Below are 17,776 nucleotides of genomic sequence, written 5' to 3'. Positions count from 1 at the left end.
GATGGATGAAGCAAGAATTTTTTGAGCTGTCCATTGAAACGCCCGGCAAATCCCTCACCGACATCAGCGGGGTGGTTCAGGGTGCGGTGTCTGACCATGAACTTGGCTCGGGCCTGCTGACCCTTTGGTGCGTCCACACCGGTGCCGCGCTGTTGGTTCAGGCCAATGCCGATCCCGAGGTGGTCAAGGATATCGAGACGTTCTTCGAAGAACTGGTCCCCAAATCATCAGGCAAATATCACCATCGCCCGAGCGAAGACGACAACGCGCCATCGCATTTGCGGGCGCTGTTGACGCAAACGCAGGTGTCCATCCCGGTCGAACAGGGGCAGCTTCCGCTGGGCCGCGTACAAAGCCTGTATCTCTTCGAACATCGCGAGGCACCCAAGACACGACGATTGAAGGTGCACTACATCGGGACGTGATGCCTTGGGTCACATGGAGAGTTGACGGTGTTACCGCCCCATCCAGCCCCCGTCGACAACAAGGATTTCACCGTTGACGTAGTCCGACGCTGCAGAAGCCAAAAAGACTACAGGTCCGGCAAAATCACCAGGCGTACCCCAACGGCCTTGGGGTGTTCGTTCCAGAATCGACTTTGATCGGACCGGATCGTCCTGCAGGGCTTGGGTATTGTCGGTCGCGATGTAGCCGGGGGCGATTGCATTCACGTTCACACCCTGCCCGGCCCACTCATTGGCCAGGGCCTTCGTCAGCTGTCCAATCCCACCTTTCGAGGCCGCATATCCGGGAACGGTGATGCCGCCCTGAAACGTCAGCAGCGAGGCGGTGAAGATGATCTTGCCCGAGCCGCGCGCCAGCATGTCCTTGCCGATCTCGCGAGACAGAACGAACTGCGAGGACAGGTTCACCTCGATCACTTCGTCCCACCAGTCGTCCGGGTGTTCAGTGGCGGGTTTTCGTTTGATCGTGCCGGCATTGTTGACAAGGATATCAGGAGTTTGTCCGTCGGCCCTCAACTGATCAATGAACGCATGCAGCGCAGCGCGATCCGAGAAGTCGCATTGGTAAGCCCGGAAACTGCGTCCCATCGCTGTCACGGCTTTTTCGACATCCGCCCCGGACAGCTCAAGCGAGGCGGACACTCCGATGATATCGGCTCCAGCCGATGCCAATGCCTCGGCCATTCCGCGCCCGATACCGCGTTTGCATCCGGTCACAAGGGCCGTTTTTCCCGTCAGGTCGAAACTTTGCAAAACACTCATGAACGCGGTCCTACTTCGATCAGGCTTTTCATTGCGGTTGGGCTGCGATCCAGTGCTTCGAACGCGGCCTGGATGTCTGCCAGAGGGCTGACGTCAGTAATCACAACATCCGCGTCCACTCCGCCCGAGGCGACAACTGCAATGGCTTTCTCGTAATCCTCTGGCTCATAGACCCGAGCACCGATCAGTTGCAGCTCTCGCCAGAAGAACTGGAACAGGTCTATCTGGGGCTTTTGTGCATGGATCGCGACCATCACGATCCGGGCCCGAGTCGCGGCAACGGCGGTCATCGCATCAACTCCGGGCTGCGTTCCCGACACCTCGAAAACCACATCTGCGCCTTTGTCGCCCGTGCGCGCGTTGATTGTGGACACCAGGTCGGTTTCGATTGGGTTTATCGTGTCAAAACCAAGTTTTTCAGCAATCGCAAGACGGTTCGGATTCACTTCGGAAATCACGACATTTCCACCCGCATCCCGCGCAACCATGGCAACCAGGATGCCGATCGGGCCGCCGCCGATAACGACAACGTCCTCGCCAGGTTGCAGGCCAGACAGCCGCACATCGTGGCAGGCAACGGCGACCGGCTCGATCAGCGCCGCGTGATCCATGCGCAAGTCGTCTGGCAGAATGTGCAACGTATGGGCCGGAACGGTCCAGATCTCTTGCATGGCGCCATCGGTGTCGAGGCCGAGAAATTTGAGGTTCTGACAAATATGCTGATGCCCCCGTTTGCAAGCTGGGCATTCTCCGCAGTGATCAAGCGGTCGGACAACAACCTTCTGGCCGGGTTCGACCGTGTCGACGCCCTCGCCCACCGCTTCGACGACACCTGACATCTCATGTCCAATCACCCGATTCAGGCCGACACGGGCATCCATGTTGCCGTGGTAGACGTGCATATCCGTCCCGCAAATCCCACAATAGGCAACGCGAACGGCAGCCTCGCCGGGGCCCGGATCCGTCGCTTGGGCTTGCTGTACAGCAAAGCTCTTGTTGCCCCTGTAGTATGCCGCACAGATCGTCTCGGTTGTCATGTATGCATCTCCATGTGTTCCGCATTCAGTTTGTCCCAGTCGAATTCCACTCCGGTTCCCGGTGTATCCGGGGCCACGGCCATACAGTCTTCCACAACCAGCGGACGGGTCGTGTACTGATCTATCGGGAATGAGTGTACTTCTAGCCACCCTGCGTTGGGTTGCGCGGCAACAAGGCTGACGTGCAGCTCCTGAATCCCATGACTGCAAACCGGAATGTCGTGCTGTGCGCTCAGCGCGGCCACGCGCAACCAGCCGGTGATCCCGCCGCAATTTGAAGCATCGGGCTGGATGAAACTCAGCTTCGCGTCATCAAAGGCGTACTCGAATTCGTGAATCGTGTGCAGGTTTTCACCCATAGCAAGGGGCGCGCCCGTGGCTTCGGCAATTCGGCCATAGCCTTTGTAATCGTCTGGAATTGTCGGTTCCTCGAACCACAGGATATCGCAGTCGGCGAACCCTCGGGCTGCCACGATGGCCTGCTCGACGCTCATGGAGTAATTCGCGTCGACCATGAAGAACCGGTCCGGCCCCAACATTTCGCGCACCGCCCGGGCCCGCGCCAGATCATCGGCCAGATCCGGTTGACCGACCTTGATCTTGACCGCGTTGAACCCACGCGCAAGGTAGCCTTCGGTCTGCAACAGCAGTTTCTCCAACGAGAAATTCAGGTCGATCCCGCCGGCGTAGGCCTTGCACCGTTTGGACGCTCCACCAGCCATTTGCCATAGTGGTGCATTCTGCGTTCGGCCGCGAATGTCCCAAAGGGCAATATCCACGGCCGAAATGGCGAACGAGGCGATCCCACCCCGTGCCACATAGTGCACATGCCATTGCATGGCATCGTACAGGCTTTCGATCTGTTCGGCGCCTTGTCCAACCAGGAACGGCGCTAGATCATGCTGGATCATCGCCAAGATGGCATGACCGCCCTTGCCGCCTGTATAGGTATACCCAACCCCCTCAACCCCATCCGACGTTTGAATGGTAACGGTGATCAATTGAAAGAACGTGTGATCGCCATGTTTGGCATCGACCAGGACTTCGGCGAGCGGGACGTTGAACAGCCGCGCTGAAACACTTTCTATGCGATTCACGAACCCAAGACCTTCTGCTGCCTGGCAATAACCCGAGACTGTAAGAGGATGACCACAAAAAGAAAGCCTCCACGTATGACCATCTGCCAATAGGCGCTGAAACTGATGGTCCCCTGACCGTTTTCAAAGTTCAGAACGTTGAACACCAGACCCAGCAAAAGCGCTCCGGCCACGGTCGCAGGGATCGAACCCATCCCACCTGTCAACAAGGTGCCGCCCACAACAACGGACGCGATGGCCGACAATTCCCATCCGATGCCCTCAAGGGGTTGTCCGGCTCCAAAACCCGAGGCCAGAAAGACGCCAGCCAGCCCTGCGCAGCCGCCCGAAAGCAGGTAGACGAAAGCCTTGGCGCGATTCACCTTCAGACCCATGAGGTTCGAGGCATCCTCGCTGCCACCGATCGCCAAGACGGTCCGCCCGATGGTTGTTCTTTCCAGCACCAGCCACAGTACCAGCGTCAGTCCGGCCACTATGACTATTGCCCATGGAAACAGACCAAACGCCTGCCCCATGCCAAGCTTGGTGAAGTTCGACCCCCAATCAACCGAAATTGTCTGGGCGCCCGAAATCACCAGTGCGCCGCCTTTTGCGGCCAGCATGGTGGCCAGCGTGGCGATGAAGGGCGGAATCCGAAGGATGATGATGCAAAAGGCGTTGATCGCTCCGAAGCCCACCCCGGCAAGCACGGCCCCCGGCAGCGCAACCTGAATCCCGTATGGGCTGAGATAGGCCGCAACAACCGACGTAAAGGCCGCAACGGATCCAACCGACAGATCAATCCCGCCGGTCATGATCACAAAACACATACCCAGCGCAATCGCGATGAACATCGCGTTGTAGTTCAGGAAAGACGAGAAATTGTAGGCGCTGCCAAAGTTGTCATAGCGCATCAGCCCAAACAGGATCAAAGCCAGCAGTGCGATCCACACCGTCACCGAAGCCGAATTGCGCCGAAGGTACTTTCGCAGGTCAAAAGCCGTTTCATCCAACATCGATCAAGCCCTCCGGAACTGCTGGACCCAGACGGCCAGGATAATAATGACCGCTTTGGCGATCAGTGCAACTTCGTCCTCTACCCCGTTGGCCAGCAATGTATATTTGACCAATTGGATGATGACGGCTCCCAGTATGGCACCAAAGATCGGCGCCCGCCCGCCTTGCAAAAGAGCCCCGCCAACAACCGCGGCCGCGATGGCATCAAGCTCCATAAGATTGCCGTTGCGCGCCGCGTCCGAAGCCGAGTTTATAGCAACGACGATCAGCCCCGCCAGACCCGCAAGCACGGCGCAGATAACATAGGCCCCAATCTTGACCCGCCGGACGGGACCGCCCGACAGATAGGCCGCGCGTTCATTGCCGCCGATAGCCAGCAGGTAACGACCCCAAGTGGTTCTGGTGATAACCCAAAACAGAACACAGGCAATGACCAGCGCCAGCCACCCTTGGAACGGCAAGCCAAGCACTTTGCCGGTTCCAAGATAACTGAATGAAGGGTTGGAAAAGGTCTGCAGGTTCCCGTTCGTCAAGACTTGGGCAATACCGCGACCCGAGATAAAGAGAATGAGCGTCGCAATAATGGGTTGCACATTCAACACGGCAACCATCACACCGTTGAACACCCCGCATAGCCCGGCGATAAACAGCGGTAGGACAATGGCCAAAGTGACGCCCAGCATCGGATAGGCAGCGCCCAGATCCGACAGGAAAATCAGCGGAGCAACTGCCCCCGCCAGTGCCATGACCGCACCGACCGAAAGATCGATACCACCCGTGGCGATCACCAGCGTCATGCCCATGGCCACGATGGCGATCGTGGCAACCTGGCTGATATTCACGAACAATGTTTGCAGTTGCAGGAAATTGGGGGTGAAAAACGCGTTGAACACCAATAAGGCGACCAACGCGGCGATGCCGCCGTGAAAGCGGAAGGGCATTGAGGCGACCCGTTGCGGCAACTTCATTGCTCGGTCCATGAACCAGATCCTCCTTCATGATGCGCAAGCGCGCGCACCAGTATGTTCTCGGTAATCCCGGGGTTGGTCAGTTCCTTGACCGAGCGCCCCTCGTGCATGACCACGATGCGGTCGGCGCCTTCTACCAGTTCTTCGAATTCTGAACTAATGAGGACCACGCCAAACCCCTTCTCGACGTAAGACCGAATGAACGATTGGATCTCTCGCTTGGCGCCGACATCCACGCCTCGGGTCGGCTCATCGAGTATCAGGATGTCGGGCTGCGTCGCCAGCCAACGGGCAAGCAGCACCTTCTGCTGGTTGCCGCCGGACAGCTCGCGAATGGGTTGGTCCATATGCGCCGCCTTGATGCCCAGATCGTCGATGAAGGCCTGAACGATCTCTCGCTCGCGGGCAAAATCGATCTGACCACGGCTGGCTAGTTTCGGCAAAAGGGCCAACGTTATGTTCTCACGCACGGACATGTCGGGAATAATCCCTTCGGCCTTGCGATCTTCGGTCAGAAAGCCGACCCCGTTTGCTATCGCTTCACCCGGTCCGGACGGTTGCCCGACCGCACCGTGTATCTCGATTGCGCCGCTGAGTGCTCCGTCCACGCCGAACAAAGCGCGCGCCGCCTCAGTCCGGCCAGAGCCCAGCAACCCGCCCAACCCAACGATTTCCCCGCGGTGGAGCGTGAGGTCGAAATGCGTCAGTCGTGGGCCTGTCGAAACAGAGTCGGCCCGCAGAACGATATCGCCTTTCTTAGCCTTGGCGCCGGCGAAGTCCGTCAAACCGTCTGCCGCAATCTCGTCCTTGTTGCGGCCCAGCATGTCCGCGATCATTTCCAGCTTGGTTGTGTCCTGGACATTGCGAGTGCTGACAGTGCGCCCGTCGCGCATCGTTGTGACCCGATCGCAGATCTGGAACAGCTCATCGAGGAAATGCGAGACATACAGAACGGACACGCCCTGTTTCTTCAACTCGCGCACCACACCGAACAGAACCTCGACCTCGCTGGCATCAAGCGACGACGTCGGCTCGTCCATAATGACCAGCTTCGCGTCAAGAGAAACAGCCCTCGCAATCGCAACCAACTGCTGGATCGCAGTCGAGAAATTTCCTAGCGGCTCAGTCACGTCAATTTCTATGCCAAAGCGCGCAAGAACCTCGCGTGCGCGCCTGTTGCCCTCGCGCCAGTCGACCAAACCGAGACGTTTGGGCTCGTACCCCATGATAATGTTCTCGGTCACTGACCGCAGCGGAACCAGGTTGAGCTCCTGATAGATCGTGGCAATTCCGGATTCCTGCGCTTCGCGCGGGGTGGAAATGCGGCTAGGCCCACGCGCCAAATGGACGTCGCCGGCATCCCGATCGTAAACTCCGGTCAGAACCTTGATCATCGTCGATTTGCCGGCACCGTTCTGACCGATCAGCGCATGAACCTCGCCAAGTGCGATCTCCAGACTGGCCTGGCTCAGTGCCGGTACGCCGGCAAAGGACTTTTCAATTCCTGACATCGAGACGAGCGCATTCATAAGATGTCTTCCTCCGATTGCTTGCAGGCGGCACCGACCACAGGCCAGCACCACCCACCAGGGAGAATCAATAAGCTTCGTCGATGTGATCAGCCGCATTGTCTTTGGTAAAGATACGATCTTCGACTTTCACCCATTCCGGGATCGTCTCGCCAGCCGCGTATTTCTTCATGATTTCACAAGCCAGAGGACCGAAGAAGGGCGAGCTTTCCACCGTGACCCCCATCTTGCCATCGATGATGGCCTGAAGAGCATCGCGTGTCCCGTCGATCGAAACGATGGTCACATCCTCGCCAGGCTTGCGGCCGGCCAGTTCCAGAGCCTGGATCGCGCCGATCGCCATTTCGTCATTGTGGGCGTAGACCACGTTCACATCGGGGTGCGCCTGCAGCAGGGTTTCCATCACCTGACGACCCAGGTCGCGCGCAAAGTCACCGGTCTGAGAAGCCACGATCTCAAAGCGGTCGTCCGCTGCGATCGCGTCGTCGAAACCCTTTTTACGGTCATTTGCAGGTGAAGAACCAGTTGTGCCTTCCAACTGGACGATGACGCCCTTGTCGCCGTCGAAATTTTCCATCAGCCATTGCGCGGCGCGGTTGCCCTGATCAATGAAGTCCGATCCCAGGAATGCTACGAAATGCTCGCCTGGCTTGGCGACGGCCGGATCAACCGAGCGGTCCACGAGAAAAGTCGGAATGCCGGCGGCGCGTGCTTTCATAACCGCCGGAATCAGTGGCTTTTCTTCCCTTGGAGGCAGAAACAGAACGTCGATGCCTTGTGCGATCATGCTGTCCACATCCGCAACCTGCTTGGCCGCAGATCCAGCTGCATCCGTCGCGATAAGGTCCCAGCCGCAGGCCTCGGCCGTGTCATGGAACGATTTGGTCTCGGCAATGCGCCACGGATTGTTCGACTCCATCTGCGCAAAGCCAACTTTGTAGCGTTCCTTCTGCTCAAGCTGTGGCAGATCCTGCGCAATCGCAGTCGTGCCCAACAGCGCACCCGCGACAACCGTCGAGATCAAAAGAGTTCTGCGTTTCATGGTTATTCCTCCTCCATTGGTGCGGTCGCCAACGTTTTGACCGCGAGTTTTAGGTCATGCCCAATTCATGTAAGTCGTCTGTTTCCTCAGATAGCCATCGAAGCCATATGCGCCGTCTTCACCCCCAACCCCGGACATACCCCAACCGGTATGAAATCCCTGCACGGCCTCACCATTGGAGCGGTTCAGATACAGTTCGCCGAACTTCAAACGGCTCGGGGCCTCCATCAATCGCCGGTGCGATGCCGTAAAGAGATAGGCAGACAGCCCGAATGATGTGTCATTCGCTACGTCTATCGCCTGATCAAAATCATCTACTCGCATGGCTGTTGCCACGGGGCCAAAGACCTCCTCTTGCATCGCGGCATTGCTGTTGTCTGAGACCTCAAGAACCGTCGGGGACATCCAGTGCCCCTTATGGTGCGCCCCGTCCGTCAGGGGCCCACCTGCAAGATGAACCGTGGCGCCTTCGGCGATGCTGCGCTGGATGATCTCGGCGACCTTGGTCACTTCGGCCTTGCTGACTTTGGGACCCAAATCGCAGTCGTCCATCGGTTCCCCGATCGACAAAGCGCGGACCGCGGACACGAATTTTTCCAAGAACTGATCCGCAATGCCGCAATGCAGATACATACGCTCGTTGCAGGTGCAAATCTGGCCGCAATTGGCAAACCGGGCGGCAATGGCGGCCGAAACGGCGGCGTCAATATCCGCATCCTCCATCACGATGAACGGAGCCTTACCGCCAAGCTCGAGCCTGACAACCTTGATCCGGTTGGCCGCGGCGCGAAAAATCTCTTTCCCGGCGCGTGTGCTGCCGGTCATCGTGATCAGTGACGTATCGGGGTGTTCGACCAACCGCTGCCCTACCACCGGCCCCTTGCCTGTCAGAACATTAAGAACACCGGGCGGAAACCCGACCTTGTTGGCAAGCTCGGCGACCGCAAGACCGGATAGCGGCGTGATTTCGTGCCCCAACAGAACTACGGTGTTGCCCGCGACTAGCGCGGGTCCGACCTTCCTGGCGGCCAATGCCAACGGATAGTTCCAGGCCGTCAACGCAACAACAACGCCATAAGGATGACGCCGGATCTGGATTTCCTCGGACTCGTTGTCCGACGCAACTATGTCACCCGAAATCCTCCGGGCCTCTTCAGCCGCATGGCAAAGAAAGGTGACGGCAGCATCCACTTCACCTCGGGCTTGCGAGATCGGCTTGCCCTGCTCGGCGGTGATCAGAGCAGCCAAACGACCGGCGTCGATCCGGACGGCCTCAGCGAGCCTCAGGACCAGTCGAGCCCGCTCGATCGCCGGGCGCGAGGACCACGAGCCAAAAGCCCGATGGGCCGCTTCGACCGCCGCATCCGCGTGAGCGGCGGCACCATCTGGAACTAGCGCAACGATCTCTTCATTCGCAGGGTTTTCGACAACAACCGTGTCCGCGTCAAGGTCGACAAAGCGGCCATCGATGAACATCGAATGCCGAACGACTTGACCCAACTCCCCCACTACAGACCGCAATTTCGCCTCCCGCGCTTGCTCGGTCAAACCACAATGGCGACCGCACCACCGATCAAAACACTAATATTATTATTCAGTCAACACTAATATTAATTACTATCCGCTAATATTAGTTGCACGTCCTCCGCATAATCGGTAAAAAGGATACGAACAAAAAGGTTGAGCGATGAACGATCAAGCGAACAAGGCTGGACAACACAGGGGTGTAGGACGAGTCGCGGGCCGACAGCGCATAACGATGCACGACATTGCACGCGTCGCTGGATGCTCACAAACGACAGTATCGCTGGTTCTGAACAAGAACGATTCCGTCAAAATCTCCGAGGACACAAAGCAACGAGTCCTGGATGCCGCCAATACGCTTGGATACGCCATGCCCTCTCAACCCAGGAAACCCCAAGACAGCGCGCGCCGACCCTCGGCACTAGACGACACCATCGCTTTTGTCGTGGACGATCTGGCGTCGAGCCCCGAAATGGTAAACGCGTTTAGCGGCGTGAAACAGGCCGTTCGGGACACCGGAAATCTTGTATTGCTGGCAGAAACCCAAAACGACCCAGAGGTCGAACCCAGAACGCTTAAGTATTTCCTCGACCAACAGGTTGCGGGCATCGTTTACGCAACTGTTTTCACCCGGCGGGTGGTCGTTCCGGAAATCCTCACGCAGGCCGCAACCCCGGTTCTGCTGCTAAACTGCTTTTGCGACGACCTCTCGTTTCCTGCGGTGATCCCCGGCGAAGTCGCTGCTGGACATACGGCGACCAACGCCCTGATCAAGGCCGGGCACAAACGAATCGCCACTATCACCGGCGAGCCGTTCATGGAATGCGCCGCGGGACGAACGACCGGGTATAGAAACGCCTTGGCTTCCGCCGACATTCCATTCGACGAGGACTTGGTTGTCGAAGGCAATTGGTTGCCCAGCGCCGGATATGCCGCCACGCGCGAATTGATGGACCTGCCCTCTCCGCCAACCGCCATTTTCTGTCAGAATGACCGCATGGCAATCGGTTGCTATGAGGCACTCAAGGAACTTGGCCTGTCCATCCCCGAGGACATCTCGGTCATCGGATTTGACGATGACGAAACCGCGCGACACCTTTCGCCGCCCCTGACCTCGATGATTCTTCCCACCCGGGCGATGGGACGCTGGGTCGTCGAACAGCTATTCCACGGGCCGACGGATGGTCAGAGGCACCCACTCGTGAAGCTTGAATGCGAACTGGTCGAGCGCGACTCGATCAGAGAACCCAAACGCCGGACCTGAAGGCGACATCATGACGGAAACCTTCGATCACATCGTCATCGGCGGCGGCTCAGCCGGTGCCGCAGCCGCCGCCCGACTGGTCAACCAGGGCAAGTGCAGGGTTCTGGTGCTGGAGGCCGGGCATTCGCACCACCATCCATTGCTGGACATGCCGCCGGGTATTTTCAAGATGATCAACGGGTCCAAGTTCATGACCTACCACCAGACCGAACCGCAGGACCACCTGGACGGCCGCGTGCATGAGATTCCGCAGGCCAACGTACTGGGCGGCGGGTCGTCAGTGAATGCGCAGGTCTATATGCGCGGCCGCCCTTCTGACTATGACGCGTGGAACGACCTGCTACGACAGACCAACGTCGGGGTCAGCTGGGGATGGGATGATGTGCTGCCCTATTTCCGCAGGATTGAAGACAACAACAGGCTTCATAATTACCTGCATGGCAGCGATGGTCCGGTGCAGGTCTCTGATCCGGGGTATATCGACGACATGTCCCGTTGGTTCGTTCAGTCGGTGCAGGCCCTTGGTGAACCATTCAACACGGACTTCAACGGCGCAACACAGCGCGGTGTCGGGTTCTATCAGTTCACCAATCGCGCTGGAAAGCGCAGCTCGTCAGCCTATGCTTTCCTCGCCCCTCTCGAGACGAACCCGGACTTGACCATACGGCTTGGCGCAACGGTCAGAAAAGTCATCATCGAAAGCGACAAGGCCGTCGGGGTGCAGTATCGCGACAAAGGCGGGTTCCACACCGTCCGGTGTGATGGTGAGGTTATCCTTGCAGCGGGCGCTCTGGTCACGCCGAAAATCCTCATGCTTTCGGGTATCGGACCGGATGCACATCTTGCCGAACACGGTATTCCTGTGGTCTGCCCACTGCCCGGGGTCGGTCAGAACCTGATCGACCACCCCGAAGTTCCCATCACCGCCTTTGCCAACGGTCCATACGGATATTTTAAACAAGGTGATGGCTGGCGGATGCTTCGCAACGGCATACAGTTCAAACTGTTCGGCAGCGGCCCTGTGACTTCGGCCGGGGTCGAAGCTGGTGCCTTCGTCAATCCGTCGGTTCCTGATGGAGAACCGACCATTCAAGCCTTTTGCGTGCCCATCGTCTATCTGGATCGCGACGCGCTGGACGAGGTGCAGGATGACTTTGGCGTGACCGTTACGACCGTCGTGGTCAAACCGAAATCACGCGGAGAGGTTCGGCTTCGCTCGGCCGATCCTCAAGCTATGCCGGTGGTTTCGCCCAACCTTCTGAAGCATGAAGACGACATGCAAGAGATGATCCGGGGGCAGCGGTTCTTTCGTCGGGCATTCACGTCGGGCCCGCTTGCACAAAGGATCCGCGAAATCGTCATTCCGATAGCGGACGACGACCAGACGCTGCGAGCACATTGCAAGAGATTCGTAAAAACCAACTATCACCCGGCGGGCACTGCCAAAATGGGCCGGGACGGCGACGGAATGGCAGTGCTGGACGCCAGAATGCGCGTTCGCGGGATCGAGAGCTTACGGGTGTGCGACATGTCCGCAGTGCCCGACATCAACGCCGGCAACACAAACGCACCCGCCATGATGCTTGGCGAACGATGCGCCGACCTAATCCTTGGCATCGGATCAGTACGCGAGGGACGCAATTCTTATCCGGAACAAAGTTGACGCCACTCGCTAAGAGCGGCGGCGCGGGTCAGCATGAAGGTGTCTCGGCTGGTGAGCGATCTTTCTTGGTTGAAGTGGTTTTAGACGGAAGAATGAACGGCAGCGAATTTCTGTAAACTTCGCATGCGCCTGAACCGTTGCGTCGCGCGTTCGCGTCGTCGAAACGGAAGAGCGGAAATCGAATATACAGCATCACAGCAAGGCGGATGATCTCGGGACTGGTCTTGAAGTTTTTAAAAGAGGCAGGTTTGGTCATGTGCAAAAACTACGCAACCGCCCTGCCCCGCTCAAGCAAAGTTCTTCTGACAAGACCGTGGGCTACTGCTCCGGTGAATACCAAATTGGCGAAATCCACGCTCGTTCGTATATCCACACCGCGACATCCTCAAGGAGCGGCAAGCCGTGGCGGACGGCGTCATACGTCGTCCAGCGTGGAGTTGGTATTTCGATGACGCGCATGTAGTACAGAGCATGTTGGCCAGGATCAAAATCGTCGTCTGTCCAATGACCAAACAACTCCGCAGCTCCGTTTGCGTTACTGTAAGTCGAAGTTTCAGGATCAACCGTATTGCCAATGGGCGGCAGCTTGCCATTCACGTCCGGCACGCGATCTCTTGACCACACTACATCAATGATACGTTCTTGCGGCAATCCGCCCACATCGACCCAACCCTTGATGATTTGTACGCGATCGAGGTTGGCTCCGATCGGATCTTTTAATGCGTGCACCGCGAAATTTGGTGGGCCGTTCAAAGCTGTCAGAGAACCGCCCATCGGCACCCCGTTGGCATAACCGTCCATTACAAGCTTCACGGGATCGTTGTTGCTTTGGAGTATTGCACCGCCAAAGAAACGCGGCTGTATCCTAGGGCCTGATGTGGCGAAGGTTTCGCGGCTTTGCATCGCGTCAAAAATCGCACCAAGTGTGTTCTTGGACGCCCAGACGCCTGCGAGCGAGCCCGGGTTGGCGTCGGGGCCAAGCAACCAGCCGTCTATCTCGCCTTCGCGGCGTTGTTCGATAGTACCGTCGGCAACACCATGGCTGCCATTATAAGTCGCCTCATCGACATCACTTGGGGTACCGATATGATTGTCTGTGCCTCCGATGAAACCAAGTTTCCAAGGGTTCGCACCTAGCTTCTGCTCATAGTCGAGCCCTTTAGTCGCAGCCCAACGGACGAAGCCATCGGTGTGGAAGAAACGTTCACGGAATGCAGCGATACTCTCTGCATTCTCGAAGTTCGCAAATTCATCGTTAGGCGACACGCCGGGATGGGTTTCGGAATTGCCTTTGATCTGCATCATTTCGATCAACGGCTCCCACTTGGCGCGGCGCTCGGCATATTCGCGCGTGATTGGATTTCCGGCATTGTCGATCGGCTCAAACATCAAGCCTTTGCTTCCGTTGGAGTTTTGTGGGATGGCCAACAGTGTAGAGCCAGCAGCTTCTTGGTAATGCCCTGGAGCAGATGGGATCTGCGTTGAGAGCATCTCGCCAAGAAATTCTGCATGAACGGAAATGGACGCAAAATCCAGAGGTCGACCGATTCTGCGCTGCACGTTGTTTACCGAGACAGGTTGACCCTTCGCGAAGCGATACGCGTCCGAAGGTGTCAGGCGTGCACCTCCAATGTAGGCATCAAGTGAAAACGAAGTATATACATGAGTTTCGCCGAAGTAAGCGTTCTTGATCGGGTTCTCAGGCACCATGGCTGAGCAGCCTCATCTGACTGGTCAGCGTGACCCACGCACCTGATTGGTCCGAACAGGAACGCCTGTTCGGCTTCTGACATCTCCAAGTCCTTCGTCCCTGCTACAAAGTTCGCCCTCCCTGATCCGACGGAACAATTCCCTGCTCCACCTTTTTGGGAATTTGCAGCATAGACCTCTGAAAAACATACATTTCTGAGAGGAGAAACTCTGGGTTCCAGACCCATCTCACGAAAATTCCCTGTAAATTGCCGAGTATCAGGGAAATCCCTCCCAAAGCGACCCCGCCAAAATGCGCCACTGAGACTGAGGCCTGAATTGCGTTCTGAGTGTACGGTTTGCTCCGTCTCTGATTGAAAGCGCATGCGCCAACTCGCGGGAATTGCGGCGCAATTCCGGATCAGAAAACACAACTGAAGTGAGACAAGTATGAGTGGCGGGGAGACAGGGATTCGAACCCTGGGGACGCTCTCACGCCCAACGGTTTTCAAGACCGCCGCATTCGACCACTCTGCCACCTCCCCGCGTGGGGCCGGGTCTAAGGCTATCTTTAAACGGTGGCAAGACCAAATAGGGAAATCTTGCCGAAGCCTGTGCAGCAGACTTTCCATGGCCGAACGTGCAGGCTATGCTTTGCGTGAAAGACCGTGACAGGCTGGCAGCTCAGAACCAGCGATCGGCGGCGGGGTACGATGAAAGAGGCCCCTTACAGGCAAGGGATTGCAAATATGGATCGAGCGACCACGACACGCGCAAAACCGCGGGCACTGGCGGTTCTGGTAATAACAGTTGCTGCTCTGTCAGGGTGCGACGAGGCCCTGACATCGGGTGGAACATCCACCGAGCAGGCGGACGAAAGCGTGCAGGACGACGGCAAATTAGAGCTGTTTCCCAAAACGACAGGGAACGCGCGTGATGATGTTGAAGCTCCTGATGTCTTCAAGGTCACCGAAGCCGGTTTGTGGGATGGGCGCCCCTCGTTGGGCGGAATCTGGGTCGCGCACCCGGACGTTACACAGCCTGAACGTGTTCGGATAACGAATACAAAGAACAACAAATCCGTAACCGGCGCACTTTTCCGCCGCGAACGCAACTTGCCGGGCCCTGCGCTGCAACTGTCTTCGACTGCCGCCGCGAAACTGGGTATCCTCGCAGGCGCACCGACTCGGGTTGAAGTTGTTGCCCTGCGACGCAAGCCTGCCGAGAAAGTAGAAGAAAAAGCTCCTGAGCCCGAAGGGGTCGCTGAACCCGAAGAGACCCCAACTGCTGAGGCGGTTGAACCTCAGGAAAAGAAAACCGATAGCCAGACCACGGCAGATGTGTCCGAAGACATTGATAAACCAGCCAAGCGTAAATGGTGGCAAAAGAAGGCTCCAGTTGCCGCAGCTGGTGCTGCGACAGCTGCAGCCGTGGCTGAAACCGCAGAAAAGGCCGATGAGGTGGCAACAGAGATTATCGAGGCGGCGCCTGAGCCAGCACCAACCGCAAATCTGACCGATCCCACTGTCACGCCGCCAACCGAGGCTGCACCGAAGCGTAAATGGTGGCAAAAGAAGTCTGCCGACGAAATCACCGAAACACCTCTGGACCCGATTGAGGGCGCTGCAGCGGCCATCGAAGAGGCCGCCCCTACCCCGGCAGCAACCGCAGCCAGCACTGAGGCTGCCTCCGTTTCATCGCTTTCAAAACCGTTTATTCAGGTGGGCACTTTCACAGTTGAAGAAAATGCCGAAGGTGCTGCCGAGAAAATTCGGCGAAACGGGTTGCCTGCGAAAGTTCAAAAACTCGAAGCCAATGGCAAAACCGTTTGGAGGGTGATCGTTGGTCCTGCTTTGACGCGGGCGGAACGAAACGCAATGCAAAGCGACGTCAAAGATCTGGGCTTTTCTGACGCCTATACCGTGAAGAATTAAGCAAAAGGAGGTCCCCCTCGTGCTGTCCTCATTTCGATCATCTGTACTGACCCTCAGTTTGGCTATGTTTGCCCTGCCCGCACAAGCTTTCGATACGCAAGCCCGTGCTGCCTATGTCATGGACCAAACGACAGGAACCGTTCTTTTGTCCAAAGACGCAGACCAGCCGTTGCCGCCCGCGTCCATGTCCAAACTCATGACCCTGTTTGTAGCATTCGAAGCGCTGCGGGACGGTCGCCTGGAACTGAATGAGGAACTTCCGGTTTCCGAACATGCGACCAGCTATAAGGGCTCAAGTATGTTCTTGAACACGCAGGACCGTGTCCGGGTCGAAGACCTGCTGCGCGGGATCATAGTCCTGTCAGGAAATGACGCATGTGTTGTTATCGCCGAAGCCCTCAGCCCGGACGGAACCGAAGCTGGGTTTGCCCGGTTCATGACCCAACGCGCGCAACAGCTGGGCATGAATAATTCGAACTTTGCGAATTCGAACGGATGGCCAGCCGCAGGCCACATGATGTCTGTGCATGACCTCGCCATTCTGGCCGACCATCTGATTAGCGACTTTCCCGAATATTACCCTCTGTTCGCCGAGGAAGAGTTCGAATTCGACAACCGGGTGCCGTCAAATTCGCGTAACCGGAATCCCTTACTGAAACTTGGGATTGGTGCAGATGGGCTAAAGACTGGCCACACGCAAGAAGCGGGCTATGGCCTTGTAGGATCGGCACAGCAGGGGGATCGCAGGGTCATTTTCGTTTTGTCGGGGCTCGACAGCGTCGCCCGCCGCGCAGAGGAGGCTGAGGCCGTCGTTAACTGGTCGTTTCGCAATTTTGTCGAGAGGCAGCTTGCCGAAGCAGAAAAACCGATAGGACAAGCCGATATCTGGATGGGCACTTCGAAAACGGTTGATCTTGTCCCGCATGAGGATTTGACACTGCTGCTGCCTGTTCTCGGGGATAAGAATGTTGAGGCAGAAATAGTCTATGACGGTCCGCTTGAGGCCCCCATCGCCAAAGGACAGGAAATCGCTGAGCTTGTCATCAAACCCGATGGCCTGCCCGAGATCCGTAGACCCCTGGTTGCAGCGGAAAGCGTCGAAAAGGGCGGTTTCTTCGTGCGGATTATGACAGTTGGCGGCATTGTCGCGAAAGATGTCATTGGTAACCCGTTGGGCGCGATGTGACGGCAGGCGGGTTATTTCTGACTTTCGAAGGTATCGATGGATCAGGCAAATCCTCGCAAGCGCGTATGCTGGCCGAGCATTTGCGCGGGCTCGGGCATGATGTCGTTCTAACGCGTGAACCTGGCGGCTCTGACGGGGCCGAGGAAATCCGCAGACTGGTTCTTGAAGGCGATCCCGATCGCTGGTCAGCTGAGACGGAAATCCTGCTTTTCACTGCTGCGCGGCGCGACCATCTGGAACGCACCATTGAACCCGCTTTGGCTGCGGGCAAGATCGTCATCTGCGACCGTTTCGCCGATAGCACCCGCATGTATCAGGGCCTATCACGCGGCGACCTGCGTGGTTTGGTCGATCAGTTGCATAAGCTGATGATCAAACGTGAACCGGATCTGACCGTGTTGATCGACATGGATCCTGAAACCGGCCTCTCTCGGGCCAAGGGCCGGCAGGGCACCGAAGAACGGTTCGAGGATTTCGGCATTCACCTACAACAGAAGATGCGGGCCGGTTTTCTGGAACTGGCGGATGAATTTTCCGACCGGTTTCGCCTGGTCGATGGCAACAGGGACATGGACAGTGTTGCCCGCGATGTGACAGATATCGTCGTGCAAGCCTTGTGAC

The 17,776-nt window shown here is 57.4% G+C and carries 15 protein-coding genes, 1 tRNA gene and 1 pseudogene; 6 read left to right on the top strand and 11 right to left on the bottom strand.

Going from position 1 to position 17,776, the window contains the following annotated elements:
* Nucleotides 1-5 precede the first annotated feature (5 nt).
* Nucleotides 6-425, top strand: coding sequence for a secondary thiamine-phosphate synthase enzyme YjbQ (locus AC2FFB_RS12025; protein WP_271946117.1), 420 nt, complete (start codon nucleotides 6-8; stop codon nucleotides 423-425).
* 30 nt (nucleotides 426-455) lie between these two features.
* Here AC2FFB_RS12025 and AC2FFB_RS12020 read toward each other — a convergent pair whose 3' ends face one another.
* The 8 genes from AC2FFB_RS12020 to AC2FFB_RS11985 all read right to left on the bottom strand — a co-directional run bounded on the left by AC2FFB_RS12020 (nucleotide 456) and on the right by AC2FFB_RS11985 (nucleotide 9,416).
* On the bottom strand, nucleotides 456-1,226 hold the full coding sequence (locus AC2FFB_RS12020) for an SDR family oxidoreductase (RefSeq protein WP_496874943.1): 771 nt from the start codon (nucleotides 1,224-1,226) through the stop codon (nucleotides 456-458).
* Nucleotides 1,223-2,263: a zinc-dependent alcohol dehydrogenase gene (locus AC2FFB_RS12015; protein ID WP_496710506.1), complete on the bottom strand. Its 1,041-nt coding sequence runs from the start codon at nucleotides 2,261-2,263 to the stop codon at nucleotides 1,223-1,225. Before AC2FFB_RS12015 ends, AC2FFB_RS12020 begins: the two co-directional genes overlap by 4 nt.
* Nucleotides 2,260-3,360, bottom strand: a complete 1,101-nt coding sequence (locus AC2FFB_RS12010; protein ID WP_496874942.1) for a mandelate racemase/muconate lactonizing enzyme family protein — start codon at nucleotides 3,358-3,360, stop codon at nucleotides 2,260-2,262. Before AC2FFB_RS12010 ends, AC2FFB_RS12015 begins: the two co-directional genes overlap by 4 nt.
* Nucleotides 3,357-4,355, bottom strand: coding sequence for an ABC transporter permease (locus AC2FFB_RS12005; RefSeq protein WP_142634806.1), 999 nt, complete (start codon nucleotides 4,353-4,355; stop codon nucleotides 3,357-3,359). Before AC2FFB_RS12005 ends, AC2FFB_RS12010 begins: the two co-directional genes overlap by 4 nt.
* Before the next feature lie 3 nt (nucleotides 4,356-4,358).
* Nucleotides 4,359-5,336, bottom strand: a complete 978-nt coding sequence (locus tag AC2FFB_RS12000) for an ABC transporter permease (RefSeq protein ID WP_496780451.1) — start codon at nucleotides 5,334-5,336, stop codon at nucleotides 4,359-4,361.
* Nucleotides 5,321-6,853 (bottom strand): sugar ABC transporter ATP-binding protein, encoded by a 1,533-nt coding sequence (locus AC2FFB_RS11995; RefSeq protein WP_496693915.1) that lies wholly within the window; start codon nucleotides 6,851-6,853, stop codon nucleotides 5,321-5,323. Before AC2FFB_RS11995 ends, AC2FFB_RS12000 begins: the two co-directional genes overlap by 16 nt.
* Before the next feature lie 67 nt (nucleotides 6,854-6,920).
* A complete protein-coding gene (locus AC2FFB_RS11990) occupies nucleotides 6,921-7,895 on the bottom strand; it encodes an ABC transporter substrate-binding protein (RefSeq protein WP_496713098.1) in 975 nt (324 codons plus the stop codon).
* A 54-nt stretch (nucleotides 7,896-7,949) separates the two neighbouring features.
* Nucleotides 7,950-9,416 carry an aldehyde dehydrogenase family protein gene (locus AC2FFB_RS11985; RefSeq protein ID WP_496874941.1) on the bottom strand — a complete coding sequence of 489 codons (1,467 nt, stop codon included), beginning with the start codon at nucleotides 9,414-9,416 and terminating at the stop codon, nucleotides 7,950-7,952.
* A gap of 238 nt (nucleotides 9,417-9,654) precedes the next feature.
* On the opposite strand from AC2FFB_RS11985, the gene AC2FFB_RS11980 reads away from it, so the two are divergent.
* Both AC2FFB_RS11980 and AC2FFB_RS11975 read left to right on the top strand, forming a co-directional pair.
* Nucleotides 9,655-10,683: a LacI family DNA-binding transcriptional regulator gene (locus tag AC2FFB_RS11980; RefSeq protein ID WP_496874940.1), complete on the top strand. Its 1,029-nt coding sequence runs from the start codon at nucleotides 9,655-9,657 to the stop codon at nucleotides 10,681-10,683.
* Between the two features lie 10 nt (nucleotides 10,684-10,693).
* Nucleotides 10,694-12,346 carry a GMC family oxidoreductase gene (locus AC2FFB_RS11975; protein ID WP_496874939.1) on the top strand — a complete coding sequence of 551 codons (1,653 nt, stop codon included), beginning with the start codon at nucleotides 10,694-10,696 and terminating at the stop codon, nucleotides 12,344-12,346.
* Here AC2FFB_RS11975 and AC2FFB_RS11970 read toward each other — a convergent pair.
* From AC2FFB_RS11970 to AC2FFB_RS11960, 3 genes and pseudogenes are all read right to left on the bottom strand, one after another.
* Nucleotides 12,328-12,522 (bottom strand): annotated as a pseudogene (locus tag AC2FFB_RS11970) (IS6 family transposase); the annotation flags it as partial. The gene AC2FFB_RS11975 and the pseudogene AC2FFB_RS11970 sit on opposite strands and share 19 nt — an antisense overlap.
* A 142-nt stretch (nucleotides 12,523-12,664) precedes the next feature.
* Nucleotides 12,665-14,056 (bottom strand): DUF3604 domain-containing protein, encoded by a 1,392-nt coding sequence (locus AC2FFB_RS11965; RefSeq protein ID WP_496874938.1) that lies wholly within the window; start codon nucleotides 14,054-14,056, stop codon nucleotides 12,665-12,667.
* Nucleotides 14,057-14,490: 434 nt separating this feature from the next.
* A tRNA-Ser gene (locus tag AC2FFB_RS11960) sits at nucleotides 14,491-14,580 on the bottom strand.
* Between the two features lie 204 nt (nucleotides 14,581-14,784).
* Here AC2FFB_RS11960 and AC2FFB_RS11955 point away from each other — a divergent pair.
* The 3 genes from AC2FFB_RS11955 (at nucleotide 14,785) to tmk (ending at nucleotide 17,775) form a co-directional block, all read left to right on the top strand.
* Nucleotides 14,785-15,969: an SPOR domain-containing protein gene (locus AC2FFB_RS11955; protein WP_496713091.1), complete on the top strand. Its 1,185-nt coding sequence runs from the start codon at nucleotides 14,785-14,787 to the stop codon at nucleotides 15,967-15,969.
* Nucleotides 15,970-16,033: 64 nt separating this feature from the next.
* On the top strand, nucleotides 16,034-17,155 hold the full coding sequence (locus AC2FFB_RS11950) for a D-alanyl-D-alanine carboxypeptidase family protein (protein ID WP_281972839.1): 1,122 nt from the start codon (nucleotides 16,034-16,036) through the stop codon (nucleotides 17,153-17,155).
* Nucleotides 17,152-17,775, top strand: a complete 624-nt coding sequence (tmk, locus tag AC2FFB_RS11945; RefSeq protein WP_496693918.1) for a dTMP kinase — start codon at nucleotides 17,152-17,154, stop codon at nucleotides 17,773-17,775. The genes AC2FFB_RS11950 and tmk overlap by 4 nt, the downstream gene beginning before the upstream one ends.
* The last annotated feature ends 1 nt before the right edge of the window (nucleotide 17,776 follow it).

It is taken from the genome of Ruegeria sp. YTSA219 (assembly GCF_059609985.1).
This window is presented reverse-complemented; position numbering and strand designations above follow the sequence as displayed.